23 protein-coding genes and 1 tRNA gene are annotated in these 24,456 nt (G+C 72.7%); 8 read left to right on the forward strand and 16 right to left on the reverse strand.

What is annotated here, in order from left to right; genetic code table 11:
- Positions 1-237: 237 nt before the first annotated feature.
- The 3 genes from QRN89_RS06425 to QRN89_RS06435 all read right to left on the reverse strand — a co-directional run bounded on the left by QRN89_RS06425 (position 238) and on the right by QRN89_RS06435 (position 2,415).
- Complete coding sequence (locus QRN89_RS06425; protein WP_290348377.1) at positions 238-1,068, reverse strand: SCO1664 family protein; 831 nt, start codon at positions 1,066-1,068, stop codon at positions 238-240.
- The gene (locus tag QRN89_RS06430; RefSeq protein ID WP_290348378.1) at positions 1,032-1,622 is read right to left on the reverse strand and encodes a DUF3090 domain-containing protein; all 591 of its coding nucleotides are present in this window, start codon (positions 1,620-1,622) and stop codon (positions 1,032-1,034) included. Before QRN89_RS06430 ends, QRN89_RS06425 begins: the two co-directional genes overlap by 37 nt.
- A gap of 85 nt (positions 1,623-1,707) precedes the next feature.
- Entirely contained in the window at positions 1,708-2,415 is a 708-nt protein-coding gene (locus tag QRN89_RS06435; protein ID WP_290348379.1) for a histidine phosphatase family protein, read from the reverse strand.
- Between the two features lie 307 nt (positions 2,416-2,722).
- Between QRN89_RS06435 and corA the strand changes: the two genes are divergently transcribed.
- Complete coding sequence (corA, locus tag QRN89_RS06440; RefSeq protein WP_290348380.1) at positions 2,723-3,712, forward strand: magnesium/cobalt transporter CorA; 990 nt, start codon at positions 2,723-2,725, stop codon at positions 3,710-3,712.
- A gap of 130 nt (positions 3,713-3,842) precedes the next feature.
- Here the strand turns inward: corA and QRN89_RS06445 are convergent, their stop codons facing one another.
- A complete protein-coding gene (locus QRN89_RS06445) occupies positions 3,843-4,628 on the reverse strand; it encodes a ferritin-like domain-containing protein (RefSeq protein ID WP_290348381.1) in 786 nt (261 codons plus the stop codon).
- Positions 4,629-5,150: 522 nt separating this feature from the next.
- A complete protein-coding gene (locus QRN89_RS06450; RefSeq protein WP_290348382.1) occupies positions 5,151-6,200 on the reverse strand; it encodes an LLM class F420-dependent oxidoreductase in 1,050 nt (349 codons plus the stop codon).
- Positions 6,201-6,381: 181 nt separating this feature from the next.
- On the opposite strand from QRN89_RS06450, the gene QRN89_RS06455 reads away from it, so the two are divergent.
- Complete coding sequence (locus tag QRN89_RS06455; RefSeq protein WP_290348383.1) at positions 6,382-7,365, forward strand: aldo/keto reductase; 984 nt, start codon at positions 6,382-6,384, stop codon at positions 7,363-7,365.
- On the forward strand, positions 7,362-9,635 hold the full coding sequence (locus tag QRN89_RS06460; protein WP_390702045.1) for a helix-hairpin-helix domain-containing protein: 2,274 nt from the start codon (positions 7,362-7,364) through the stop codon (positions 9,633-9,635). The genes QRN89_RS06455 and QRN89_RS06460 overlap by 4 nt, the downstream gene beginning before the upstream one ends.
- 252 nt (positions 9,636-9,887) lie before the next feature.
- Here the strand turns inward: QRN89_RS06460 and QRN89_RS06465 are convergent, their stop codons facing one another.
- Entirely contained in the window at positions 9,888-10,553 is a 666-nt protein-coding gene (locus QRN89_RS06465) for a hypothetical protein (RefSeq protein WP_290348384.1), read from the reverse strand.
- A gap of 47 nt (positions 10,554-10,600) precedes the next feature.
- Here QRN89_RS06465 and QRN89_RS06470 point away from each other — a divergent pair, with 47 nt between their 5' ends.
- Positions 10,601-10,789, forward strand: coding sequence for a DUF5703 family protein (locus QRN89_RS06470; RefSeq protein WP_093657245.1), 189 nt, complete (start codon positions 10,601-10,603; stop codon positions 10,787-10,789).
- 67 nt (positions 10,790-10,856) lie between these two features.
- Here QRN89_RS06470 and QRN89_RS06475 read toward each other — a convergent pair whose 3' ends face one another.
- The 3 genes from QRN89_RS06475 to QRN89_RS06485 all read right to left on the reverse strand — a co-directional run bounded on the left by QRN89_RS06475 (position 10,857) and on the right by QRN89_RS06485 (position 13,511).
- Positions 10,857-11,585: a chaplin gene (locus QRN89_RS06475; RefSeq protein WP_290348386.1), complete on the reverse strand. Its 729-nt coding sequence runs from the start codon at positions 11,583-11,585 to the stop codon at positions 10,857-10,859.
- Between the two features lie 138 nt (positions 11,586-11,723).
- On the reverse strand, positions 11,724-11,957 hold the full coding sequence (chpH, locus tag QRN89_RS06480; RefSeq protein WP_093657249.1) for a chaplin ChpH: 234 nt from the start codon (positions 11,955-11,957) through the stop codon (positions 11,724-11,726).
- Positions 11,958-12,185: 228 nt separating this feature from the next.
- Positions 12,186-13,511, reverse strand: coding sequence for a M20/M25/M40 family metallo-hydrolase (locus QRN89_RS06485; RefSeq protein ID WP_290348387.1), 1,326 nt, complete (start codon positions 13,509-13,511; stop codon positions 12,186-12,188).
- A 214-nt stretch (positions 13,512-13,725) separates the two neighbouring features.
- Between QRN89_RS06485 and QRN89_RS06490 the strand changes: the two genes are divergently transcribed.
- Positions 13,726-13,813 (forward strand) — tRNA-Leu (locus QRN89_RS06490).
- A gap of 108 nt (positions 13,814-13,921) precedes the next feature.
- Entirely contained in the window at positions 13,922-14,839 is a 918-nt protein-coding gene (locus QRN89_RS06495) for an RluA family pseudouridine synthase (protein ID WP_290353595.1), read from the forward strand.
- On the opposite strand, the gene QRN89_RS06500 is transcribed toward QRN89_RS06495, so the two are convergent.
- From QRN89_RS06500 to QRN89_RS06515, 4 genes are all read right to left on the reverse strand, one after another.
- Positions 14,812-15,441 carry an MBL fold metallo-hydrolase gene (locus tag QRN89_RS06500; RefSeq protein WP_290348388.1) on the reverse strand — a complete coding sequence of 210 codons (630 nt, stop codon included), beginning with the start codon at positions 15,439-15,441 and terminating at the stop codon, positions 14,812-14,814. The genes QRN89_RS06495 and QRN89_RS06500 overlap by 28 nt on opposite strands.
- Positions 15,438-16,523 carry an S-(hydroxymethyl)mycothiol dehydrogenase gene (locus QRN89_RS06505; RefSeq protein WP_290348389.1) on the reverse strand — a complete coding sequence of 362 codons (1,086 nt, stop codon included), beginning with the start codon at positions 16,521-16,523 and terminating at the stop codon, positions 15,438-15,440. The genes QRN89_RS06500 and QRN89_RS06505 overlap by 4 nt, the downstream gene beginning before the upstream one ends.
- Positions 16,524-16,718: 195 nt before the next feature.
- Positions 16,719-18,182 (reverse strand): amino acid permease, encoded by a 1,464-nt coding sequence (locus QRN89_RS06510; protein WP_290348390.1) that lies wholly within the window; start codon positions 18,180-18,182, stop codon positions 16,719-16,721.
- A gap of 243 nt (positions 18,183-18,425) precedes the next feature.
- Positions 18,426-19,127: a FadR/GntR family transcriptional regulator gene (locus tag QRN89_RS06515; protein ID WP_290348391.1), complete on the reverse strand. Its 702-nt coding sequence runs from the start codon at positions 19,125-19,127 to the stop codon at positions 18,426-18,428.
- Positions 19,128-19,280: 153 nt separating this feature from the next.
- Here QRN89_RS06515 and QRN89_RS06520 point away from each other — a divergent pair, with 153 nt between their 5' ends.
- Positions 19,281-19,790, forward strand: a complete 510-nt coding sequence (locus tag QRN89_RS06520; RefSeq protein ID WP_290348392.1) for a gluconokinase — start codon at positions 19,281-19,283, stop codon at positions 19,788-19,790.
- 9 nt (positions 19,791-19,799) lie between these two features.
- Positions 19,800-21,197, forward strand: coding sequence for a GntP family permease (locus tag QRN89_RS06525; RefSeq protein ID WP_290348393.1), 1,398 nt, complete (start codon positions 19,800-19,802; stop codon positions 21,195-21,197).
- Positions 21,198-21,203: 6 nt separating this feature from the next.
- Here QRN89_RS06525 and QRN89_RS06530 read toward each other — a convergent pair whose 3' ends face one another.
- From QRN89_RS06530 to QRN89_RS06540, 3 genes are all read right to left on the reverse strand, one after another.
- The gene (locus tag QRN89_RS06530; RefSeq protein WP_290348394.1) at positions 21,204-21,869 is read right to left on the reverse strand and encodes a cytochrome b/b6 domain-containing protein; all 666 of its coding nucleotides are present in this window, start codon (positions 21,867-21,869) and stop codon (positions 21,204-21,206) included.
- Positions 21,811-22,557, reverse strand: a complete 747-nt coding sequence (locus QRN89_RS06535; protein WP_290353596.1) for a molybdopterin-dependent oxidoreductase — start codon at positions 22,555-22,557, stop codon at positions 21,811-21,813. The genes QRN89_RS06530 and QRN89_RS06535 overlap by 59 nt, the downstream gene beginning before the upstream one ends.
- Positions 22,558-22,878: 321 nt before the next feature.
- Positions 22,879-24,444 (reverse strand): APC family permease, encoded by a 1,566-nt coding sequence (locus QRN89_RS06540; RefSeq protein WP_290348395.1) that lies wholly within the window; start codon positions 24,442-24,444, stop codon positions 22,879-22,881.
- Positions 24,445-24,456 lie beyond the last annotated feature (12 nt).

The following is a 24,456-nucleotide window of genomic DNA, read 5'->3' on the forward strand; positions in this document are numbered from 1 at the left end:
CACCGAGCCGGTCCTCTGCGGCCGGCCCGCCCGGGAGCGCTTCGGCGCGGCGGCGGGGCATCGGCGCGGCGGCCCGGGGATCGGCATCCGGTCCGGCCGGGGAGCGCAGGTCGGAGAACGGCGTGCGGCCCGGGGAGCGCAGGTCGGCCCGGGGTCGCGGGCTCGGCGCCGGGCCGGGTGCGTGCGGTCGACGGGCTCCGCCCGGGGTCGGGCGCCGGGCCGGGTGCGTGGGGCTGCCTACACCGGCGGCCAGGGGATCGCGGGCCAGTTGCCCGCGGGCTCCGGATGGCGGGCGACCGTCCGCAGGGCACGGACCCGGTCCTGCACCGCGGCCACCTCGTCCCGGGTGATCAGCACGGACAGCCGACCGGACAGCGGGGCCCCGTCGTCGAGGGAGGCGTCGAGGGCCTCCAGGACCGTGAGCGCCTCCTCCGTCAGCGGCTCCCCCGCCCAGCCCCACAGCAGGGTCCTCAGCCGGTCCTCCACGTTGAACGTGACGCCGTGGTCGATCGCGTACAGGCGTCCGTCCGGAGCGGGGAGCAGATGCCCGCCCTTGCGGTCGCCGTTGTTGATCACCGCGTCGAGCACGGCCAGCCGGCGCAGCCGGGGGTCGTCCGCGTGTACGAGGAGCGCCGTACGCCCCTCCCCCACCTCCGCGAGGCCGACCGCCTTCCAGCCGTCCTCCGGCTCGTCGCCGTCGACGAGGGCCAGCAGGGACTGCGCCGGGTCGGCCTCGATCCACAGCTGGCACATGCCCTCGCCGTACGGCCCGTCACGCAGCACGGTCGGCGGCACCAGCCCCCATCCGGTCGCCTCGGACAGCTCGTAGGCGGCCACCTCGCGCTGGGCCAGCGTGCCGTCGGGGAAGTCCCACAGCGGGCGCTCGCCCGCGACGGGCTTGTAGACGCAGTGCGCCTCCCGGCCGTCGAGGGCGACCGAGCAGTACAGCGCCGCGTTGGACGCCTCGCGGATACGGCCGCGCACGGTGATCTCGCCCCGGGTGAGCAGTTCCAGGGTCCCGTCGTGCGTCGTCACGCTCCGCGGCGGTATCCGTTCTGGCGCGGGCATACGTGTCCCTCCGGGTCGAGCGGCAGGCTGCACAGCGGGCACGGCGGCCGTCCCGCGTTCACGACGTCCAGCGCGCGCTTGGCGAAGGCCCTCGCCTGCGCGCCGGTCAGCCGCACGCGCAGCATCGGCGGACCGTTCTCCTCGTCCTGCAGCAGCCGCTCCTCGGCCTCCGCGAGGTCCTCCTCGGAGTCCGCGTCCAGCTCCACCAGCGCCTGGGCCTCGACGATCATGCGCTGTTCCTCGCCGTCCCAGGCCAGGGCCATCGTGCCGACCCGGAACTCCTCCTCGACGGGCACGTCGAGCGGCGCGGTGTCGGCGACGTCCGTGGGGGCGACGGCCGGGACCGGGGCGTTGCCCCCGGTGCGCCGCACCACCTCGTCGAGCAGCTCGTCGATCCGCTCGGCGAGCGCGGCCACCTGGGTCTTCTCCAGGGCGACGCTGGTCACCCGCCCCCCTGCGGAGGCCTGCAGGAAGAACGTACGACGTCCAGGCAGCCCGACCGTGCCGGCCACGAAGCGCTCCGGCGGGTCGTACAGGAACACCTGACGGGTCACGTCCTGCTCCCTTGGAATTCAGAGGATTCTCGGTGTCGGAAGTGGGCTTCCGGTTTCGGCCCGTCCACCCTACTGCGCCCGGCGATCACGGTGCGCCCGCGCCGCCGCCGACCACCGCCGTCCCGTCCGTCCCGCCCTCCCGGGGCTCGTTCGCGTTCTCGCGCGGCCGGAGCGAGTCCAGGTCCCCCGTGTCGCCGAGCCGCAGCAGGAACGGCCGCAGGCGGGTGTAGCGGATCGCCGTCACGGAGCACGGTTCGACGTGGATCCGCTGGAAGAGGTCGAGGTGCATGCCGAGGGCGTCGGCCACCAGCGACTTGATGATGTCGCCGTGGGAGCACATCACGTACACGGCGTCCTCGCCGTGCTCCTGCTCGATCCGGGTGTTCCAGTCGCGTACGGCGTCGACGGCCCGGCCCTGCATGGCCCGCATCGACTCGCCGCCGGGGAACGCCGCCGCGGAGGGGTGCCGCTGGACGACCTCCATCAACGGCTCGCCGGCGAGCTCCTTCAGCTTGCGGCCGGACCACTCCCCGTAGTGGCACTCCCCGATCCGTTCGTCGCTGTGCAGCGGGAGGCCGGGCCGTGCGTCGAGCAGCGGCTGCAGGGTCTCCCGGCAGCGCTGCAGCGGGCTGGTGACGGCGGCCGCGAGGGTCAGCCCGGCGAGCCGGGCGGGCAGGGCCGCCGCCTGGGCGGTGCCGCGTTCGTCGAGGGCGACGCCGGACGTCCAGCCGGCGAGCACCCCCGCGGTGTTGGCGGTGGACCGTCCGTGCCGTACGAGGATCAACGTGGCCATGCCGGCCAGCCTAGGACGTGTCCGGGCGACCGGGTGACCCGGCGCCTGCCCGACGGCGCCCGCACGGCGGTACCGGCAGCCACCACCGCCGTGCGGCCCTGCCCGTGCGGGGGCGCGTGCCCGGCGCCGCGGCCCGCCCGCCGGCGGCTCGTACCCGCCGGTCTTCGCGCCGCCCTTCCCGCCGCTCTTTCCCGCCCCTCCACCGTGGTGCGTCGTCGGCTCGTCCGTGGCGCGTCGGGCGCGAACCGGGCGGTGCGCCGCGAGGCTTCGCGCCGCCGAGGTGCGCGCGGGGCGCGGGAGCGGAAGAATGCGCGCCGTGATCGTGGACTGCGCCATCTACCGTGACGGCCGCCGGACCGAGGGCCCCGAGGATCTCTCGGACGCGCTCGCCCAGGCCCGTGCGTCCGAGAACACCTTCCTGTGGATCGGGCTGCACGAGCCGAACGAGGAGGAGTTCGGCCGGGTCAGCAGTGAGTTCGGTCTGCACCCCCTGGCGGTCGAGGACGCCCTCAAGGCCCACCAGCGGCCCAAGCTGGAGGTGTACGACGACTCGCTGTTCCTCGTCCTCAAGCCCGTCGTCTACGAGCCGGAGTCGGACAAGGTCAGCGCGGACGAGGTGATGGTCTTCGTCGGCGACTGCTTCGTCGTGACGGTGCGGCACGGCGAGGCCGCGCCGCTGGGAGCCGTGCGGCACCGGCTGGAGGCCGACCCGGACGTCCTGCGGCACGGTCCGACGACCGTCCTGTACGCCGTCAGCGACGCCATCGTCGACCGCTACATCGAGGTGGCCGCCGAGCTCCAGGTCGATCTGGAGGAGCTGGAGGCCGCCGTCTTCGAACCCGTCGGGGACACCCGGCACACGGCCGCCCGGATCTACGGCTTCAAGCGCCAGGTGCTCGAGTTCCGTCGGGCCACCGGGCCGCTGTCCGCTCCCATGGCCAAGCTGGCGGGCGCGTCGGTGCCGTTCGTGGACGAGCACTCCCAGCCGTTCTTCCGCGACGTCAACGACCATCTGACGCGGGCCAACGAGCAGGTGGACGGACTGGACCGGCTGCTGTCCGACGTCCTGTCCGCCCACCTCGCCCAGACGGGCGTGCGGCAGAACGACGACATGCGCAAGATCTCCGCCTGGGCGGCCATGGCGGCGGTACCCACGCTGGTCGCCGGCGTCTACGGCATGAACTTCGAGCACATGCCCGAGCTGCAATGGGAGTGGGGCTATCCGGCGGCGATCGTTCTCATGGTCCTCGTGGTGTGCGGGCTGCACCGGCTCTTCAAGAGCCGCGGCTGGTTGTAGGACCGGGCCCGCGCGGCCTCCCGGCGACCGGGCGGAGTCGGACGGGGAACGGGCGACGACAGGAGCCCGGGCCAGGGTGGTGGCGGCCCGGCGAGCGCCCGGGCGGAGGCAGCCGGCGGCCCGACGGGGCTCAGACGACGGGGGCCGTGGTCGCGGGGCCGCCGAGGGCGTCGCGCCGCTCGGGCATCCGGAGCGTGACCATGCGCCGCCAGCCCCCCGCGCGCTCGAAGGCGTACAGGGCGTGGATGCCGGCGGCGAGGACCGCCGACTTGGCCCGGGGCCAGTTCAGGATCCGCCCCATGTGGGACATGACGGCGAGGCTGACGTCCCGGTATACGGCGATCTCGGCGAGGGCGCACTCTCGCAGGGTGCCCTGGATGGCCCGTCCGTGCCCGGCGCGGGCGAGGCCGAGGAGTTCCTCGTGGCAGTAGGCGAGGTGGTTGTCCTCGTCGTTGCAGATCTGCTTGACGGCCTTGCCGACCTCGGGGTGGTCGCCGAAGAACTTCACCAGCATGTCCATCTGGTCGGCGGCGCGCTGCTCGGTGACCCGGCTGTGCGAGAGATAGACCACGATGTCCCGCTCGGTGAGCCGTTCGTCGCGGCGCAGTTTGTCGTGCGCCAGCCCGATCCCCTGCTTCTCCAGGAGCATCGTGTAGTCGGTGTCGGGCGGGACGTCGACCGGTTCCAGGCCCCGCTTCTTCAGGAGGGCGTCGAAGATCCGGCCGTGCTTGTCCTCGTCCGCGCCGTGGCGGGTGATCTTCGGGGCGAGACCGCGCATGCTGTCGGGGACGAGCGCGGCGATACGGCCGTTCTCCCAGCCGCCCTGGGCCTCGCCGCTGGCCGCGATCGAGCAGAAGAGCTGGTAGGAATCGTCGTTCTCGAGGATCTCCTGGAAAAGGCTTCGGGCCGAGAGCATCACTGCCACCTCCGTGAGGCCCGTGGGCGACGGGCATCCGCAAAGAACGAGTCAATTGCGGATCGGACGGACAGGCAACAGGTGAGCGGGGCGACTCGGCCGAAAGAAGGAGCACCGGCGCGTTCCGGGCCCCCGGAGGGCGTACGGGCACCCTGCGCGGGAACTCCGCGGCGCCCTCCGCGGCACGTGTGCGGGCGCCGCCGGTACGAGGTGCGCCGGCGTCGTCCGCCGGAGACGCGCGGGGACTTCACCGCGAGAGACCGCGGGTGACGGCCCGAGGCCGTTCGTCGCCGATGCGCCGGGGCCGGGGCGTGACCGAGAACGCGGTGAGGCGTTAGACCTCGTGACGGCCGTGGCGGGGATGACCCCGAGCCCCCACCACGGCCGCAGGCATGTCCGGCCCCGGGCACGCGTCGGGCACCGGAGGACCGGCACCCGTCCCGCGCCGGCCGGGTTCGCCCACGTCGACGCCCTTGCGGCCCCCGGGCGGCCGCGGCGCGGGCCGGGCGGAGCGGACGCCGGTCACGCGACGCCGGCACGCTCCAGGGCCTCGGTGCCCGCCCGCAGAGCGGTCAGCCGCTCCTCCAGGGTGAAGCCGGCGGGGGCGAGGGTCAGGGTCGTCACTCCGGCGTCGGCGTAGGCGCGCATGCGGTCCGCGATCCGGTCGACGGTGCCGAGCAGGGCGGTTGAGTCGATCAGCTCGTGCGGTACGGCCGCGGCCGCGCCTGCCTTGTCGCCGGAGAGGTACTTGTCCTGGATCTCCGCGGCTTCCTTCTCGTAGCCCATGCGCTGCGCCAGCTGGTTGTAGAAGTTCTGCTTGCGGCTGCCCATGCCGCCGACGTACAGCGCGGTGTACGGACGGAACGTGTCGGCGAGGGCCTGCACGTCGTCGCCGACGGCGAGCGGCACGGTGGGGCACACGTCGAAGCCGTCCATCGTCAGCCCGGCCTTCTCGCGGCCCGCCCGGATGTGCCGGAGCGCGGTGTCCTCGAGGTGCTCGGCGGAGGGGAAGATCAGCAGCGCACCGTCGGCGATCTCACCCGTCTGCTCCAGGTTCTTGGGGCCGATGGCGGCGATGTACAGCGGGATGCGCTCGCGCTCGGGGTGGACGGTCAGCTTGATGGGCTTGCCCGGACCACCGGGGAGGGGGAGCGTCCAGTGCTCGCCCTCGTACGTCAGGCGCTCGCGGGTCATGGCCTTGCGGACGATCTCGACGTACTCGCGGGTGCGGGCGAGGGGCTTGTCGAACTTGACGCCGTACCAGCCCTCCGACACCTGCGGTCCCGAGACGCCGAGGCCGAGCCGGAAGCGGCCGCCGGAGAGCGAGTCCAGGGTGGCGGCGGTCATCGCCGTCATCGCCGGCTGACGGGCGGGGATCTGCAGGATCGCGGAGCCGACGTCGATGCTCTCGGTCTGCGCGGCGACCCAGGAGAGGACGGTCGGCGCGTCGGATCCGTAGGCTTCGGCGGCCCAGCAGACGTCATAGCCGAGGCGGTCCGCCTCCTGCGCGACGGCGAGATTGTCGCCGTCCATGCCCGCGCCCCAGTAGCCGAGGTTGATGCCCAGCCGCATACCGCTCCCCTTACCGCTCCGCACTGCTTCGAATGTGCCGGTTTACCGACGAGTAACGTCCTTGTCGCGGGACTCTAGCGCGGGGAACCGTGCCGCGTCAGTGGTGCCCCGGTGACGGCTTCGCGGGCGAGTTGTCCACAGGGTCGCTCCGGGTGGGGCCGTGGCCAGTAATCTCGCGCCCATGGAGCAGAGGCAACTCGGCCGGACCGGCCTGCGTGTGTCCCGGATCGGGCTCGGCACCCTCACCTGGGGGCGGGACACCGGCGAGCACGACGCCGCCGACCAGGTGAAGGCCTTCTGGGAGGCGGGCGGCACGCTGGTCGACACCGCGGACGTGTACGGCGGCGGCGAGGCGGAGTACCTGCTCGGCCGGCTGGTGGAGCGGCTGGTTCCCCGGCGCGATCTGGTCATCGCCACGAAGGCCGGCAGCGTGCTCGACCCGGCGCGAAGGTTCGACGGCTCGCGCGGTCATCTCCTGTCCGCCCTGGACGCGTCTCTGGAGCGGCTGGGGACCGACCACGTGGACCTGTGGCAGGTCCACGGCTTCGATCCGCTCACACCGCTGGAGGAGACGCTCCAGGCGCTCGACATCGCGGTGAGCAGCGGCCGCGCGCGCTACGCGGGGGTGTCGGACTTCTGCGGCTGGCAGCTCGCGAAGGCCGCCACGTGGCAGCTCGCGGCCCCGGGCACCCGGACCCGCCTGGCCGGCACGCAGATGGAGTACTCGCTGCTGCAGCGCGGAGTCGAGCGGGAGGTGCTGCCCGCGGCGCTGGACCTCGGCGTGGGGCTGCTGCCGTCGTCCCCGCTGGGCCGCGGGGTGCTCACCGGCAAGTACCGGCACGCGACGCCTGCGGACTCGCGCGGGGCGTCGGAGCAGCTGGCGGCCTTCGTGGAGCCCTACCTGGACGAGTCGGCGACGCGCATCGTGGACGCGGTCGCCACGGCCGCTGACGGGCTGGCGACGACCCCGCTCGAAGTGGCTCTCGCCTGGGTCCGCGACCGGCCCGGCGTGGTGGCGCCGATCGTCGGCGCCCGCAACGCACAGCAGCTCGCGCAGGCGTTGTCAGTGGAGGGTCTTAGTCTTCCTGACGAGATCTGCCGGGCGCTGGACGACGTTTCGGCGCCCGTGCACCGCTATCCCGACCAGGACTGGAGCTCGCTGTGACTGCGCTTCCCGGGGCGAGCCCCGGCACCCCCGCCGAGGACCCCGTGTCCGGGCACTCCGCGACCGAGGAGCCCGTGTCCGGCGGTTCCGGCCCCGGCTCGTCCGTCCCCGCGGAGGAGGACGGTGCCGCCCCGGACCGGGTGTCCGACGACGCGGCGGGCGGCGAGGCCGGGGCCGACTCCTCCGGCGAGGAGGCGGGCGGCGGGGCCGGGGGCGGGTCCACCGGCGGCGCCGAGTTGACCGAGGCCCAGGCGGAGCTGGCCGCGCAGCGGGAGCTGCGGTCGCGGATCGAGCAGCGCAAGGCCGAGAAGAGCGCGCCGATCGCCGCCGGCGGCAAGCTGAGCGGCACGGCGGCCGATCTCCTGGCGGCCGTACGGGCCGTGGAGAGCGGCACCAAGCCGTCGGGCACGTTCTTCGAGGCTTCCGCCGCACCGAGGAAGCCGGCGCCGACGTCCGTGGCCGCGCCGGACCGGCCGCGGGTGCCCGCGCCGGAGCCCGCCCGGCAGCAGGTCGATCCGGGCACGGTGTCGGCCGTTCTGGAGGTCCTGGTCTCGGGCGGTGCGCCCGAGGGCCTGGCCGCGCGGGTCGCCGGAGTGCTGGGCGAGCAGGCCGCCGACGCGCTCCGGGAGGACCCCTGGCGGCTGCTGGCGGTGCCCGGGGTGCAGCCGGAGCAGGCGGACGGGTTCGCCCGGGCACTGCTCGGCGCGGAGTGCCGGCCGGACGACGGCCGGCGGGCCGCGGCGCTGGTCGCCTGGCTGCTGGAGCGTGCCGCGCTCCGCGGGCACACGGCGCTGGAGTCCGGGGCGGTGCGCTCGGCGCTCGCCGGACGCTCCGTGCCGGACCCGGACGAGGCGGTGCAGCAGGCCGTCGCCGAGGGGGCGGTGCTGGTCTTCCAGGACGGCGTCGACGCCGTCGGAGAGCCGGAGGATGCCGGAGAAGCCGAAGGCGCCGACGAGCACGAGGCGCCGGAGGCCGGGGACGCCGCCGGGCCGCAGGAGCGGGTGCCGGTCCTGCTGGGCCTGGACCGGTACGCCCTCGCGGAGGAGAGCCTCGCGGACGGCCTGGCCCGGCTGGTCAAGACCGTGCAGCCGGCGTCCTGGGAGGACGCGGCCGGCGCTGCGGGGACACCGTCCGCCGCGGAGCTGATCCGCGCCGCAGCGGGACACGGCCTGGTCGCGCACACGGGCGGCGAGGCGGCGCGCGCCGAACCGGCCGCCCTCGTCGAGGCCGCGCGCGGCCTCGGCCTCCGGGCGGTCGCCGCCGCCCACGGCGAGAACGGCCGGCGCAGGCTGGGCACCGGAGCGGTCACGGTGCAGGGACTGCTCGCCGGTACGGAGGGCCCCGGTCGGGACGAGGACGGCACGCTGGCCGTGGATCTCCTCGCGGTCCTCGACGCACCGCAGCTCGACGTCGAGACCGCCGCCGTGCTCGTGGAATCCCTGCCGGACGGTTGCCGGCTGGTGCTGAGCGGGGACCCGGGTGTGCTGTGGTCCGCGGGCCCGGGCCGCGTGTTCGCCGATGTGCTGGCTGCCCGGGTGTGCCCGGTCGTCGCCTCCCGCACGCCCGATCCCGGGCCTCTGGGCGAACTGGTCTCCGGGATCGGCATCGGCGAACTCACCCGGGTCGAGGCCCCGGGCAAGGAGGTCGTGATCATTCCGGTGCGGGACGCGGGCGAGGCCGTGCACCGTACGGTCCAGCTGGTCGCGGACTCGGTCCCGAGGGCGATCGGGGTGCCGTCGGCCGAGACCCAGGTCATCACCGTCGGCCACGGCGGGTCCGCCGGCACGAGGGCACTCAATGCCGCCCTCAAGGAGCGGTTCAACCCCGGTCCGGGCCGCTTCGGCGGCTTCGACCCGGCCGACCGCGTCGCCTATGCCGCGGCTCCCGGGCGGACCCTGACCGGCACGGTCGTCTCCGCCGAAGCGGAGGGGCTGCGCATCGACTGCGAGGGCACCGCCGTGCTCGTCCCGAAGGAGCTGGTGGAGTCGACGCTGCGGCACGGCTGGGCGATCACGGCGCACCAGGCGGCCGGGATGCGCTGGCCCGCGGTCGTCGTGGTACTGCCGGGAGACGCGGCGCAGGGTTTGAGCCGTCCCTGGGTCTACACCGCGTTCAGCCGCGGCGAGCGCCATCTGTCCGTGGTCCACGGCGTGGAGCAGGTCCTGCCGCACGCGGTGGCCGAGATCCCGTCCGAGGACCGGACGACGCGGCTGCGCCCGCTCCTGGAGAGCCTGCTCGCTCCGCGCGACGCCGAGGCCGCCCACGCCTGAGCGGGAGCGGTGGCCCGGTCGGCGCAGCCGTCAGCCCCGGCCGGCGGCCGTGCGGCGCGGTGGACGACTCGCCGGAGACGCCGGACGGGGCGCGGCGCACAGGCCCGCGCGTCCGGAGTGGCCTCCGCCCGGCCGTGAACAGGGACGGACGGAGGACCCCGGTGCCGGCCGCACCTCACCGCGCGGCGAGGCCCCGCTCGGGGATCGGTGATCTCCGGGCGGGGCCTCGCGCTGCGCTGCGAACGGTTCTCGTCACGCCGAGTGCAGACCGTCCAGGTCCTCGTCCAGGTCCTCCTCGTCGAAGACGGAGCTGACGTCGAAGCGGCAGACGACGCGCTCCGGATCCGCCTGGTCGAAGGGAGTGCTGAGCCATTCGCCGGGCTCGGGGAGGTCGTCGACGGCGGCCACCCACAGCGTGGAGTCGCCCTCCTCCAGACCGAACTCCTTGTGCCGCGACGCGATCTCGTCCGGCTCGAACTCGCCGAACAGCACCCCGAGCGCGGCGTGCACACTCGCCCCCACGACCGCCGCCGACGTGTCGTCCGCGGCCTCGTCCCGGTCGAGGTCCGCGACCCGCTGGGCCTGGGCGAGCAGCCGCTGAGGCTCCACGACGGCGTAGTCGCGGCGGATGAGAACACTCAGCGCGTTCGGTTCGTCCGGCCCCGTGTAGGGCGGCATGGAGTCGTCCGCGCCGGGGATCTCGAAGGGGGTGACTTCGTCGTAGCGGTCGTAGAGCCGCTCGTCGTACGCCTCTGCCGCGGCGGCAAGGGCGTTGAAGGCTGCGTACACCGCCGGGTCGTCCTCTCCCGTGCGGCGTTCGACCGCTTCGAGGTGGCGGTCCAGCGCGGCTTTCACCGCCTCGGCGGCGGCGCGGACCTCGGCAGCCGTGGGCTGCGCAGGAGCGGATGCATCAGACATAGTGCAGACGCTATCCGTACTCGGCCCGTGCCCGCACAATAGATGCGATGCCGGAATACGAATTTGTCGACGTGTACGTGCCTCGTGGGGTCTCCCGCAAGGAGGCCACCCGTCTGCTGACCGACCATGCCGAATACGGTCACTGGGAGTTGGACAGGCTGACTCTCCTCCGTGACGGCAGCCGCCGTGTGCGGCTGCGCCGTCGCATCATCCGACAGGTGCGCGCCACTTGGTGAGCGCCTGCCGCACGCAGGACGGAGCGGGCCCGCGATCGCGGGCCCGCTCCGTTGTGTCATCGCGCTCTCACGCGGAGGCACGGGCCTTGCGGTAGAGGACGGCTCCGCCCAGCAGCAGGCCGGCGGCCGCGGAGGCCCCCAGGCCGAGCGAGCCGGCGCCCGTCTGGGCCAGCTCCTCGGTGGCCCTGGGCGGCGTGACCGTGTTGGCACCCGGCGTGTTCGGGGTGGTGGGCTCGACCGGCGTGCCCGGCTCACCCGGCTCGACGGGCGTCCCGGGCTCACCCGGCTCACCCGGCTCCCCCGGCTCACCCGGCTCACCCGGCTCACCCGGCTCACCCGGCTCACCCGGCTCGACCGGGTTGTCGCCGTCGTCGCCGTTGCCGCACTCGTTGCCGAGGGCGCCGTTGCCGAGGCCGCCGATCGTCACGCTGTTGCCGCAGGCGTTCACGGGCACGTGGACCGGCACCTGGACGGTGTTGCCGGAGCCCACGCCGGGCGAGTTCGACGTGCCGCCCTCGGCGTGGGCGCCGTCGTCCTCGCCGTCCTCCGAGGTGTTGGCGCAGTCGTTGCCGAACGCCGGGTTCAGCGCGCCGATGACGTTGACGGTGTTGCCGCAGACGTTGACCGGGACGTGGACCGGCACCTGGACCGAGTTCCCGGAGAGCACGCCCGGGGAGTCGGAGGCGCCGCCGTGGGCCCCCGCGCCGCCGTGTGCGTGTGCGTAGCCGCCGCCGAGGGCGAGCACGCCGCCCGCGGCCGCCACGGTGATCAGGCCCTTGCGCGTGACCTGTCGCATAGCTGGTTCCTGCCTTCTGACTTCCGGACTGCCCCGGGCGTCGCGCCCGGGAGCGGGGTGGAATGCGGGCGGCCCCGGAGTGCACGGCGTGCACTCCGGGGCCGCCGGGTCAATCCCTCACAGGGGCACGTCGCAACGTCAGTCGTTGACGCAGACGTTGCCGAAGGCCGGGTTCAGCAGACCGATCACGGAGATCGTGTTGCCACAGACGTTCACCGGCACGTGGACGGGCACCTGCACGACGTTGCCCGAGAGCACGCCGGGGGAGTTCACGGCGGCACCCTGGGCACCCGAGTCGGCGACGGCCATGCCCGCACCCGCGAGAACCAGACCACCAGTGGCAGCCGCAGCAGCGACGACCTTCTTGATCATTATTCCTCCTAGTTGGCAATGCGATCCCAACTGCGGACCGCACACCTGTAACGAGGAGGGGGTAATGGGGCTACTAGCGTATGAGCCCATTCACTCTTTTCAGTCAAATACGCACGCGCGGACGAATGTTGGCGTTTCGTTTCTGCACGGCATTCCCCACCTTACCGGCGGTGACGGACGCGCCGGGGCACCGCACCGCGGCGGGGCCCCGGCCTCCGTGCCGCCGGTTCAGCTCGCGTCGAGGAAGCGGTCCAGCACCCGGACGCCGAACTTCAGACCGTCGACCGGAACGCGCTCGTCCACTCCGTGGAACATCCCGGCGAAGTCCAGCTCCGGGGGCAGCTTCAGCGGGGCGAAGCCGAAGCAGCGGATGCCGAGGTCGTCGAAGGACTTGGCGTCGGTGCCGCCGGAGAGCATGTACGGCACGGCGCGGGCGATCGGGTCCTCGGCACGGAGGGCCGACTGCATGGCGTCCACGAGATCGCCGTCGAAGCTCGTCTCCAGCGCCTTGTCGGCGTGGACGTCCTCGCGGCGGACCCGGGGGCCGAGGAGCCGGTCGAGGTCCGCGAGGAACTCCTCCTCGTGGCCCGGCAGGAAGCGCCCGTCCACGTGCGCGGTCGCCTGTCCGGGGATGACGTTCACCTTGTAGCCGGCGCCGAGCATGGTGGGCGCCGCGGAGTTGCGGAGCGTGGCCCCGATCATCTTGGCGATGCCGCCGAGCTTGGCGAGGGTCGCCTCCATGTCCTCCGGGTCGAGCGGGGTGCCCAGCGCGTCCGACAGCTCGTCCAGGAAGGACCGCACGGTCTTGGTCACCCGCACCGGCCAGGTGTGGCGGCCGAGCCGCCCGACGGCCTCGCAGAGCTCGGTGATGGCGTTGTCGTGGTTCGTCATCGAGCCGTGCCCGGCGGTGCCCTCGACCGTGAGGCGCATCCAGTGCATGCCCTTCTGGGCCGTCTCGACGAGGTAGAGCCGGAGGTTCTCGTTGACGGTGAAGGAGAAGCCGCCGACCTCGCCGATCGCCTCGGTGACCCCCTCGAAGAGGTCGGGGTGCTTGTCGACGAGGTACCGGGCGCCGTACGTGCCGCCCGCCTCCTCGTCCGCGAGGAACGCCAGGACCACGTCGCGAGGGGGCCTGCGGCCGCTGCGCAGCCGGTCCCGCACGACGGCGAGGGTCATGGCGTCCATGTCCTTCATGTCCACCGCGCCCCGGCCCCAGACGCAGCCGTCGGCGATCTCTCCGGAGAAGGGGTGGTGGGTCCAGTCGTCGGCGTTGGCCGGAACGACGTCGGTGTGGCCGTGGATGAGCAGTGCCGGGCGGGAGGGGTCCTCGCCCTCGATCCGGGCCACGGTGGAGGCCCTGCCCGGGTGCGACTCGATGATCCTCGGCTCCAGACCGACCTCGGCGAGCTTCTCCGCCACGTACTCGGCGGCCGCCCGCTCGCCCGGCCCCGAGTGGTCGCCGTAGTTGCTGGTGTCGATCCGGATCAGATCGCGACAGAGGTCGACGACCTCGTCCTCTCCGGAGACCCTCCGGGCGGTGTCCGTCTCGCTCACGCTGTTTCCTCCCGCTGTCGCTCTGGTGGTCCCTCACATCCTCCCCCTCCCGGGGCCGCGCCCCAAGAGCGGCCGCCCGCCGACACACGCCCGTCACGGACGGCGGGCGCTCCCGCTGCCCGGGCGCCGGGAGCGGGGGCGTGATCGAGCACCTCCGAATGTTTGCTATGGTTTTCCACGTCGGAACGGCCCAGGGCCGGGAGACAGACACCTTGTCCGGGTGGCGGAATGGCAGACGCGCTAGCTTGAGGTGCTAGTGCCCTTTATCGGGCGTGGGGGTTCAAGTCCCCCCTCGGACACCACCAGGGAACCCCAGCTGAGCTGGGGTTCTTTGTTTTGGCCGGGCCGGTGCCCCGGTCGGTACGGGACGAGGTGGGAAGGCCGTGGGACGCGGACGACGGGCGGCGCCGGTGGCTCCGCTGCCGCAGCGGGACGGGATCGACCCGGTGCGGCTCCGGCTGCCCGAGGACCCGGACCGGGTCTGGCCCACCGTGCGGGACCATCTCGTCCACCGCTTCGCGGGCGCGGTCGGGACCGAGCGTGTGGACGCCATGCTGCGGGACGGGCGGTTCGTCGGCACGGACGGCCCCGTCGCCCCGGACGAGCCGTACACCGCGGGGCGGTACGTGTGGTTCCACCGGGACTTCGCGCCGGAGCCGCCGGTGCCGTTCGAGATCGGGATCGTCCACCGCGACGAGTTGGTGGTGATCGCCGACAAGCCGCACTTCCTGGCGACCACCCCGCGCGGCAGCCACATCACGGAGACCGCGCTGGCCAGGCTGCGGCGTGATCTGGGACTGCCCGGGCTCCAGCCGGCGCACCGGCTGGACCGGCTCACCGCGGGGCTCGTGCTGTTCGTCGTGCGGCCCCGGGACCGGGGCGCCTACCAGACGCTGTTCCGCGACCGCCGGGTGCGCAAGGAGTACGAGGCGGTGGCCCCGTACGACCCGGGCGTCGCGCTGCCCGTGACCGTGCGCAGCCGCATCGAGAAGGAGCGCGGCGTGCCCGCGGCCCGGGAGGTGTCGGGCGAGCCGAACAGCGAGAGCCGGATCGAGCTGCTGGAGCGGCGGGGCGGGCTGGGCCGGTACCGGCTGCTGCCGGCCACCGGCCGTACCCATCAGCTGCGGGTGCACATGAACGGTCTGGGCCTGCCGATCCTGGACGACCCGCTCTATCCGACGGTGCTCCCCGAAGGGCCGGAGGACTTCTCGCGTCCGCTTCAACTGCTCGCGCGGACGCTGGAGTTCACCGACCCCGTCACCGGGGAGCAGCGCCGGTTCACCAGCCGTCTGCGGCTCGCTCAGTGGCCGCGGTCGATCCACTCCTGAAGGTGCGCGGCCTCCACGCCGATCGTGGTCGTCCCGCCGTGACCTGGGCGGACCAGCGTCTCCACGGGGAGCGTGAGCAGCCGGTCCCGGATCGAGTCGATGATCGTCGGGAAGTCGGAGAACGACCGGCCCGTCGCTCCGGGGCCGCCCTGGAAGAGGGTGTCACCGGTGAGGACGGTGACCAACTCGGGAGCGTGGAGGCAGATCGCGCCGGGGGCGTGGCCGGGGGTGTGCAGGACGGTCAGTGCGGTGCCGGCGACGGTGAGGGTCTGCCCGTCGGCGAGTTCGCCGTCGGGAGCCCGGCCGGGGTGGGTCTGCTTCCACAGGGGGAGGTCGTCCGGGTGGAGCAGGATCGGGGCGCCGGTGGCCGCGGCGAGCGCCGGTGCCGCGTCGATGTGGTCGTCGTGGGCGTGGGTGCAGACGATGGCGCGCAGCTCCCGGCCGCCGAGGGCGGCGATGATGGCGTCGGCGTCGTGGGCCGCGTCCACGACGATCGCCTCCTCGTCGTCGCCGACGATCCAGACGTTGTTGTCGACGTCCCAGGTGCCGCCGTCGAGGGAGAAGGTGCCGGAGGTGACGAGGTGGTCCACGCGGGCGGTCACAGGACCACCACCGAGCGCAGCACGTCGCCGGCGTGCATGCGGGCGAAGGCCTTCTCCACGTCGCCGAGTCCGATGGTCTCCGTGACGAACGCGTCGAGGTCGATCCGGCCCTGGAGGTGCAGATCGACGAGTGTGGGGAAGTCGCGGGAGGGCAGGCAGTCCCCGTACCAGGAGGACTTGAGCGCGCCGCCCCGGCCGAAGACGTCGAGGAGCGGCAGGTCCAGCTTCATGTCGGGGGTGGGGACGCCGACGAGGACGACGGTGCCGGCGAGGTCCCGCGCGTAGAACGCCTGCCGGTACGTCTCGGGCCGGCCGACGGCGTCGATGACGACGTCCGCGCCGAAGCCGCCCGTCAGCTCGCGGATGGCCTCCACCGGGTCGCCGGTACGGGAGTTGACGGTGTGGGTGGCGCCCATCGTCCTCGCGGTCTCGAGCTTCCGGTCGTCGACGTCGACGGCGATGATGCGGCCGGCCCCGGCCAGCCGCGCGCCGACGACGGCCCCGTCACCGACGCCCCCGCAGCCGATGACGGCCACGGAGTCCCCGCGGCCCACCTGGCCCGTGTTGACGGCGGCGCCGATGCCCGCCATCACGCCGCAGCCGAGCAGGCCCGCCGTGGCCGGGGAGATCGCCGGGTCGACCTTGGTGCACTGGCCCGCCGCCACGAGGGTCTTCTCGGCGAACGCGCCGATGCCCAGGGCGGGCGACAGTTCGGTGCCGTCCGTGAGGGTCATCTTCTGCACGGCGTTGTGGGTGTCGAAGCAGTACCACGGGCGTCCGCGCCGGCAGGCGCGGCAGTGGCCGCACACGGCACGCCAGTTGAGGATCACGAAGTCGCCCGGCTCCACCTCGGTCACCCCGTCGCCGACCGACTCGACGACACCCGCCGCCTCGTGCCCGAGGAGGAAGGGGAAGTCGTCGTTGATCCCGCCCTCCTTGTAGTGCAGATCGGTGTGGCAGACCCCGCAGGCCTGCACCTTCACCACGGCTTCCCCCGGTCCCGGGTCGGGGACGACGATCGTCTCGACCCGTACCGGCTCGTTCTTCCCGGGTGCGACCACACCTTGCACCTGCTGCGGCATTGCTGGACCTGCCCTTCGTCGCGCAGTGACGTCGTCACCCACTATGACGTGCGCGGGGGTTGGCCCGTGCGAGCCGGGCGCCGAAAACGCGTCCGCGGGCCCGAAGTGCCCGGAGCCAGGGCTCCGGGCACGGCGAGACCCCCGCCGGTGCCGGCGGGGGCCTCGTCCGGATGGTGCCGTACGGCGGCCGCGGCGTCAGACGGACTGACCCTCCGCGGCGATGCGCCGGACCCTGTTGCGGACCGTGAACCAGCCTCCGACGAGGGCGAGCGCGATCAGCGGCAGGCAGTTGACGGTGGTGCGGCTGATGCCGCCGTCCATCCACATGAGGACCAGGACGGAGGCGAGGAAGACCAGCGTGACGATCTGGGTCCAGGGGGCCCAGGGCAGCCGGTACGCCGGGCGGGTGAGGCGGCCTTCCTTGGCGCGGTTCACGAACAGCAGCGAGCAGACCATGATCATGCCCCAGGTGCCGATGATGCCGATGGAGGCGAAGTTCAGCACCAGTTCGAAGGCGTCACCCGGCATCACGTAGTTCAGGAAGACGCCGACGATGCCGAAGCCCGCGGTGAGCAGGATGCCGCCGTAGGGGACGCCGCCCTTGTTCATCACGCCCGTGAACTTGGGGGCGGAACCCGAGATCGACATCGAGCGCAGGATCCGGCCGGTGGAGTAGAGGCCGGAGTTCAGGCTGGAGAGGGCGGCGGTGAGCACGACGAGGTTCATGATGCTCGCGGCGCCGGGGATGCCGAGCTTGTTGAAGACGGTGACGAAGGGGCTCTGGTCGCCGGTGAAGGCCGTGTAGGGCAGCAGCAGGGAGAGCAGCACCACGGAGCCGACGTAGAACAGGGCGACGCGCCACATGATCGAGTTGATCGCCTTCGGCATGATCTTCTCGGGGTTCTCGGTCTCACCGGCGGCGACGCCGCACAGCTCGACGGAGGCGTAGGCGAAGACGACGCCCTGGATGAGCAGCAGCATCGGCATGACGCCGCTCGGGAAGACGCCGCCGTTGTCCGTGATGGTGGACAGGCCCGGGGTGTGTCCGCCGACGTCGTGCTGCGTGACGACGAGGAAGATGCCGATCAGCATGAAGAGCACCAGCGCGCCGACCTTGATGATCGCGAACCAGAACTCCATCTCGCCGAAGTACTTCACCGAGATCAGGTTGGCGGTGAGGACCACGGCGAGGGCGATCAGCGCGAGGACCCACTGCGGGACGTCGCTGAACGCCGACCAGTAGTGGGCGAAGACCGCGGCGGCGGTGATGTCCGCGATGGCGGTGGTCGACCAGTTGAGGAAGTACAGCCAGCCCGCCGTGAAGGCGCCCTTCTCGCCCATGAACTCACGGGCGTAGGAGACGAAGGCGCCGGAGGAGGGCCGGTAGAGGACCAGTTCGCCGAGCGCGCGGACGACGAAGAACGCGAAGACGCCGCAGAGGGCGTAGGCGATGAAGAGCGACGGGCCGGCGCTGGCCATCCGGCCACCCGCTCCGAGGAAGAGGCCCGTACCGATGGCGCCGCCGATGGCGATCATGTTGATGTGCCGCGACTTGAGGTCCTTGCGGTACCCGGCGTCTCCGGCGTCCACGTGGGGGGTGCCGGTGGCCGGGGTTCCGGCGACAGGCGTATCGGCCGCAGTCATGGTGCGGTCACTCATGTAGGTGTTCGCCTTCGTGAGGGGGTGTGCGGTACCGGAATTGCTCCGGCGGCCTTCCTGCGGTGCGGAGGTGGGTCACCGCGGCGAGGCAGGGCGGGCGCAGACGGCCCGACACCACATGGTCAGGGCAACCCTGGGATTTTGGCAGTGGCGAACCTCACTCAGACACATATCTGAGGTATTTCAGAGGTTGCGACAAGGTGAAGCAAGGTCATTCGGCGGCACCAGCGAGTGGTGGCTGCCTCAGGGGGCGAGGACGTCCAGCTCCTGGAGGGCCCCCACGGCGATCTCCCGGGTCAGTCGCTCGGCACGCTCCGCGTCGCCTTCGCGAACGGCTTCGGCGACCTGGACATGGAGGGTGACGGCGGCCGGGTCCGGGTCCTCGAACATCACCTGGTGGTGGGTGCGTCCCGTGAGCACCTCGGCCACGACGTCGCCGAGGCGGGCGAACATCTCGTTGCCGGAGGCGCTGAGCACGATGCGGTGGAAGGCGATGTCGTGCTTGAGGTAGCCCTCCAGCTGGTGGCCGCGGGAGGTGGCGACCATGCCGAGGGCGCACTCGGTGAGCGCTGCGCACTGGTCGGCCGTGGCGTTGCGGGCGGCGAGCCCGGCGGCGACCGGCTCGATCGCGGAGCGGAGCACGGTCAGGGAGCGGAGCTGCCGCGGCCGGTCGGCGCCGGCGAGCCGCCAGCGGATGACACGCGGGTCGTAGACGTTCCACTCGTCGGCCGGCCGGACGGTCACCCCGACGCGGCGCCGGGACTCGACGAGGTGCATCGACTCCAACACCCGGACCACTTCACGGACCACGGTGCGCGAGACGTCGAAGCGCTGGGCCACCTCGTCGGTGCGCAACACGCTCGCGGGCGGGTACTCGCCCGCGGTGATCGCCAGGCCGAGGCTGTCCAGAACGCGTGTGTGCAGCCCGTGGCCCTCTGTGGTCATGGGCCAAGGGTACGGGGGCACCACTCGTGAAGAAAAAGTATGACGTTTATGTCTCAGGCTCTTGAATAAGTCGTACCTATTAGGTTTCAGTAGCGCACGGCCCGACGTCCGACCGGCGTCCGGGCCGATGTCGACGAGGACAGCGAGGCACCTATGAGCACCCCCCACGTGGTTGTGGTGATGGGCATGGCAGGGACCGGCAAGACCACCATCGGTCCCCTGATCGCCGAGGCACTGGGCGTTCCCTACGCCGAGGGCGACGACTTCCATCCCGCGGACAACATCGCCAAGATGTCCGCCGGCATCCCGCTGGACGACGCCGACCGCGAGCCCTGGCTGGACGCCATCGGCCGCTGGGCACACGGCAGGGCCGGGCTCGGCGGGGTCGTCAGCTGCTCCGCGCTGAAGCGGATCTACCGGGACCGGCTGCGGGCCGCCGCGCCGGACGTCGAGTTCCTCCATCTGACCGGCGACCGCGCGCTGATCGAGCGCCGGATGGCCGAACGCAAGGGCCACTTCATGCCCACCGCGCTCCTCGACTCGCAGTTCGCCACCCTGCAGCCCCTGCAGGACGACGAGGCCGGCGTCGCCGTCGACGTCTCCGGCTCCCCCCAGGAAATCACCGAGCGGGCCGTCGCCGCGCTGCGCCGGCTCGAGGACTGAGGATTCACCGTGACCCGTCTCAGCGTCGAGATGCTGGCAGCGGACGCCACCGAGCCGATCACCTCGGCCGGCAACGCACAGCTCGGCATCGCCGTACTCGCCGGCATCGCCGTCATCGTCGTGCTCATCACCCGGTTCAAACTGCACGCCTTTCTGGCGCTGACGATCGGCTCACTGGCGCTGGGCGCCATCGCCGGTGCTCCGCTGGGCAAGACCATCGTGTCGTTCACCACCGGACTGGGCACCACCGTCGCCGGTGTCGGCGTACTGATCGCGCTGGGCGCGATCCTCGGCAAGCTGCTCGCCGACTCCGGCGGCGCGGACGAGATCGTCGACACGATCCTCGCCAAGGCCGGCGGCCGGGCGATGCCGTGGGCGATGGTCCTGATCGCCTCGATCATCGGCCTCCCCCTCTTCTTCGAGGTCGGCATCGTCCTACTGATCCCCGTGGTGCTCATGGTCGCCAAGCGCGGCAACTACTCGCTGATGCGGATCGGCATCCCGGCCCTCGCCGGACTCTCCGTGATGCACGGCCTCATCCCGCCCCACCCCGGCCCGCTCGTGGCGATCGACGCCATCGGCGCGAACCTGGGCGTCACCCTGGCCCTCGGCCTCGTCGTCGCGATACCCACCGTCGTCATCGCCGGCCCGCTGTTCTCCAAGTACGCGGCCCGCTGGGTGGACATCGAGGCTCCCGAGGGCATGATCCCGCAGCGGGCGACCGAGGAGCTCGAGAAGCGCCCGAGCTTCGGGGCCACGGTCTCCACCGTGCTGCTGCCGGTCGTCCTCATGATGTCCCACGCGCTGGTGGAGATCGTCGTCGACGACCCCGAGAACCCCCTCCAGCGGGTCACCGCCGTCATCGGCTCCCCGCTGATCGCCCTGCTCGCCGCAGTGATCGTGGGCATGTTCACGCTGGGCCGCGCCGCCGGCTTCTCCAAGGAGCGGATCGGCAGCACCGTCGAGAAGTCGCTCGCCCCGATCGCCGGCGTGCTGCTCATCGTCGGCGCGGGCGGTGGTTTCAAGACCACGCTGATCGACATCGGCGTCGGCCAGATGATCCTGGACTTCTCCAAGAACTGGGCCATCCCGACCCTGCTGCTGGCCTGGCTGATCGCGGTGGCGATCCGTCTGGCAACGGGCTCCGCGACCGTGGCGACGATCTCCGCGGCCGGTCTCGTCGCCCCGCTCGCCGCGGACATGGGCACCGCGGAGGCGGCCCTGCTCGTGCTCGCCATCGGCGCCGGCTCGCTCTTCTTCAGCCATGTCAACGACGCCGGATTCTGGCTGGTGAAGGAGTACTTCGGGATGAACGTCGGCCAGACGGTGAAGACCTGGTCGGTGATGGAGACCATCATCTCGGTGGTCGGCATCGTCTTCGTACTGCTGCTGTCCCTCGTGCTGTAGCGACGGTCAGTCCCGGTCGGGGTCCCACAGCGGGTGCTCCCGGCGGGCCCACGGGCGCTCGACCGACCCGGTGCGCATGCCACGGCGTGCCTCCGGGTCGGCGAGCGCCTTCGCGATGTGCCCGGCCAGGACGACGCCGATGGTGAGCGCCAGCCAGTCGTGCACGAACGTCGCCCCGTTGCGCCAGACCAGCGGGGCGAGTCGCGTGAACCACATCAGCAGCCCCGTGCCGAGCATCACGAGCACCGCGCCCGCGATCCACGCGGCGTACAGCTTCTGCCCGGCGTTGAACTTGCCGGCCGGGCGCTGCCCGGGGCCGTGCCGGCGGCGGAGCGCGGACCGCAGCCAGGTGCGGTCGTGCGGCCCGAAGCGGTTCAGCCGCCGCAGGTCCCTCCGGAACGCTCGGGAGGCCAGGCCCAGCAGGAACGGCACCGGGAGGAGCAGCCCCGACCACTCGTGCAGGGTCACCACGAGCCCGCGGCGGCCCACGAGCTCGGCGAGGCCCGGCACGTACAGGCACGCGGCCGTCGCGACGCACAGCAGCATCAGTGCCGCGGTGGCGCGGTGCACCAGGCGTTCGGCCGGGCTGAACCTCCTTACACGGTGCGGGGGTTCAGACGGTGGGGGCGTCGTCGCGGCCGTTCGACCGGCCGACCCAGGCGTCGATGTCATAGCCTCGCTCCTCCCAGTAACCGGGGCGCACGTCCCGGGTCAGGGAGATCCCGGAGAGCCATTTCGCGGACTTGTAGAAGTACATGGGTGCGACGTACAGCCGCACCGGGCCGCCGTGCGCGTGGGAGAGCGGTTCGTCCCGCATCCGCAGGCAGACCAGGACGTCCGAGCGGCGGGCCTGGTCGAGGGTCAGGCTCTCGCTGTACACGCCGTCGAAGCAGGTGAAGCGGACCGCACGGGCCTCCGGCCGGACACCCACGGCGTCCAGCAGGTCCGCCAGCCGGACGCCTTCGAACGGGGTGTCGGGGACGCGCCAGCCCGTCACGCACTGGACGTCGCGTACGAGGCGGGTCTGCGGCAGCCTGCGCAGGGCGGCGAGGGTGAACTCGGCGGGGCGCTCGACCAGTCCGCCGACGGTGAGCCGGTAGTCGGTGGGGGTCTTCCGGGGCACGGAGGAGGCGACCGAGTAGTAGCGGAACCCGCCGCCGTTGGGCAGCAGTCCGGTGAGCTTGGTCGGGTCCTTGTCGGCGACCGACCCGAGGAAGGCTTCGAGACCGCGCTGGAGCCAGGGCGCGGCGGCGACGCCCGCTGCGCCGAGGCCGAGCACCGCGAGCACGGTGCGCCGTCCGACGGGTGCGCCCTCCGCGTCCGCGTCCGGGGCCGGGGTCGGGGCCGGGGCCGGTTCCAGGTCCGGCTCCGGAGCCGGTTCCAGGTCCCGGGCCGCCGACGCGCCCGGGGCCAGGTCGGGTTCCGAGCCCCGGGCCGGTTCCCGGGCCGGGGCCGGTTCCCGGGCCGGAGCCGGGGCCGCCGATGCCCCCGGGGCCTGGGGCGTTCCCGGACTCGCCGAGGCGCCCGTGGACGGGACCGGCGGTGTGCCCGGGGCCGCCGAGGGACGCGGGGGCGGGTCGGACGGCGCCGGGCCCGGGGGCGGGGTGGTTGCGTTCACCCCTCGATTCGAGCACCCGCGGCCGCCGGGATCCAGCGGCCGCGGGTGTCCGTCAGACTTCCGTCACACCTGGGCGCCGGGCGCGGGCTCCGTCCCGGCTGCCTGCTCCAGCCGGAAGGCCTCGTTGCCGAGCCCGATCCGGGCGTGCACCTCGGGGCGCACCGACTTCAGGACCGCGCCGTAGACCAGACCCCCGACCAGGGCGGCGCCGATGATGCCGGGCAGGATCCAGCTCAGCCAGGAGCCGGGGCCGGCGCCGATCAGCACGTCGAAGTCCTTCACCGTGTAGACGGCGATCGCCAGGAGGGCGAGACCCGCGAGGCCGGAGGAGACGAGCCGCCAGGCCTGCGGTCCGGCCGCGCCGCGTCGTACGAAGAAGGCGATCACGGCGAAGGAGGCCGCCGCCATCAGCAGGATCACCCCGAGTGCCCCGATGTTGCCCATCCAGGTGAACAGGCGCAGCACCGGAGTGGTCGGGTCGCCCGCGGGCATGGAGTCGGTGGCGGCGAAGGCCACGATCACCGCGACGGAGACGACGGACTGGAGCACCGAGCCGGTGGCGGGGGCGCCGCTCGTACGGTTCGTCCGGCCGAAGCCGGCGGGCAGCAGTCCCTCGCGGCCCATGGCGAACGCGTACCGCGCGACGACGTTGTGGAAGCTGAGCAGCGCCGCGAACATGCCCGTCACGAAGAGGACGTGCAGCACGTCGGTGAAGGTCGCGCCGAGTCGGCTGCCGGTGAGCGAGAACAGCAGCCCGGGGCCCTGCTCGGCCGCCTCGCGGGTGACGGCGCCGGGGCCCGTGGCGACGGTGAGCGCCCAGGCGCTGAGCGCGAGGAACAGCGCGGCGTAGCCGACGGCGAGGAACATCACGCGCGAGACGACGACCTGGGGGCGGCTGGTCTCCTCCGCGTACACCGGGGACTGCTCGAAGCCGACGAACGCGGCGATGCAGAAGCACAGGGCGGTGCCGAGGCCCGCGCCGGTGAGGGTGCCGGGGTCGAAGGCGCTCAGGGAGAGGCCCTCGGGGCCGGGGTCGGTGACGGCGGCGACGTCGAAGACGACGACGAGGGCGCACTCGACCACGAGGAGGACGCCGAGCACCTTGGCGTTGAGGTCGATCTTGAGCCAGCCCAGCACGGCGACGACGGCGGCGGCGGCGAGCGCGGGGACCCACCAGGCGACGGTGAGGTCGAGGTGGGTGGCGAGCAGGCCCGAGACCTCGAAGCCGAGGATGCCGTAGATGCCGACCTGCATCGCGCTGTACGCGACGAGGGCGACGAGTGCGGCCCCGGCGCCCGAGGTGGCGCCGAGGCCGCGGGCTATGTAGGCGTAGAAGGCGCCGGCGTTGTGGACGTGGCGGCTCATCTCGGCGTAGCCGACGCTGAACAGCAACAGGACGACACCGAGGATGACGTACAGCAGGGGCTGGCCGACGATGCCCATCACGCCGTAGACGGTGGGCATGACCCCGGCCACGACCATCAGCGGTGCGCTGGCGGCGAGGACCGAGAGCAGCAGGCCCGCGGTGCCGAGCCGGTCGGCGCGCAGCGCCCGTTCCTGGCCTTTGTAGGTGTTGATCTCGCTCGTGCTGGTGGCGCTCGTGCTGGTGCTCGAACTGGCCGGCGGCATGGCGGGGCGGTC

It is taken from the genome of Streptomyces sp. HUAS CB01 (assembly GCF_030406905.1).
Taxonomy (GTDB): Bacteria; Actinomycetota; Actinomycetes; order Streptomycetales; family Streptomycetaceae; genus Streptomyces; species Streptomyces chengbuensis.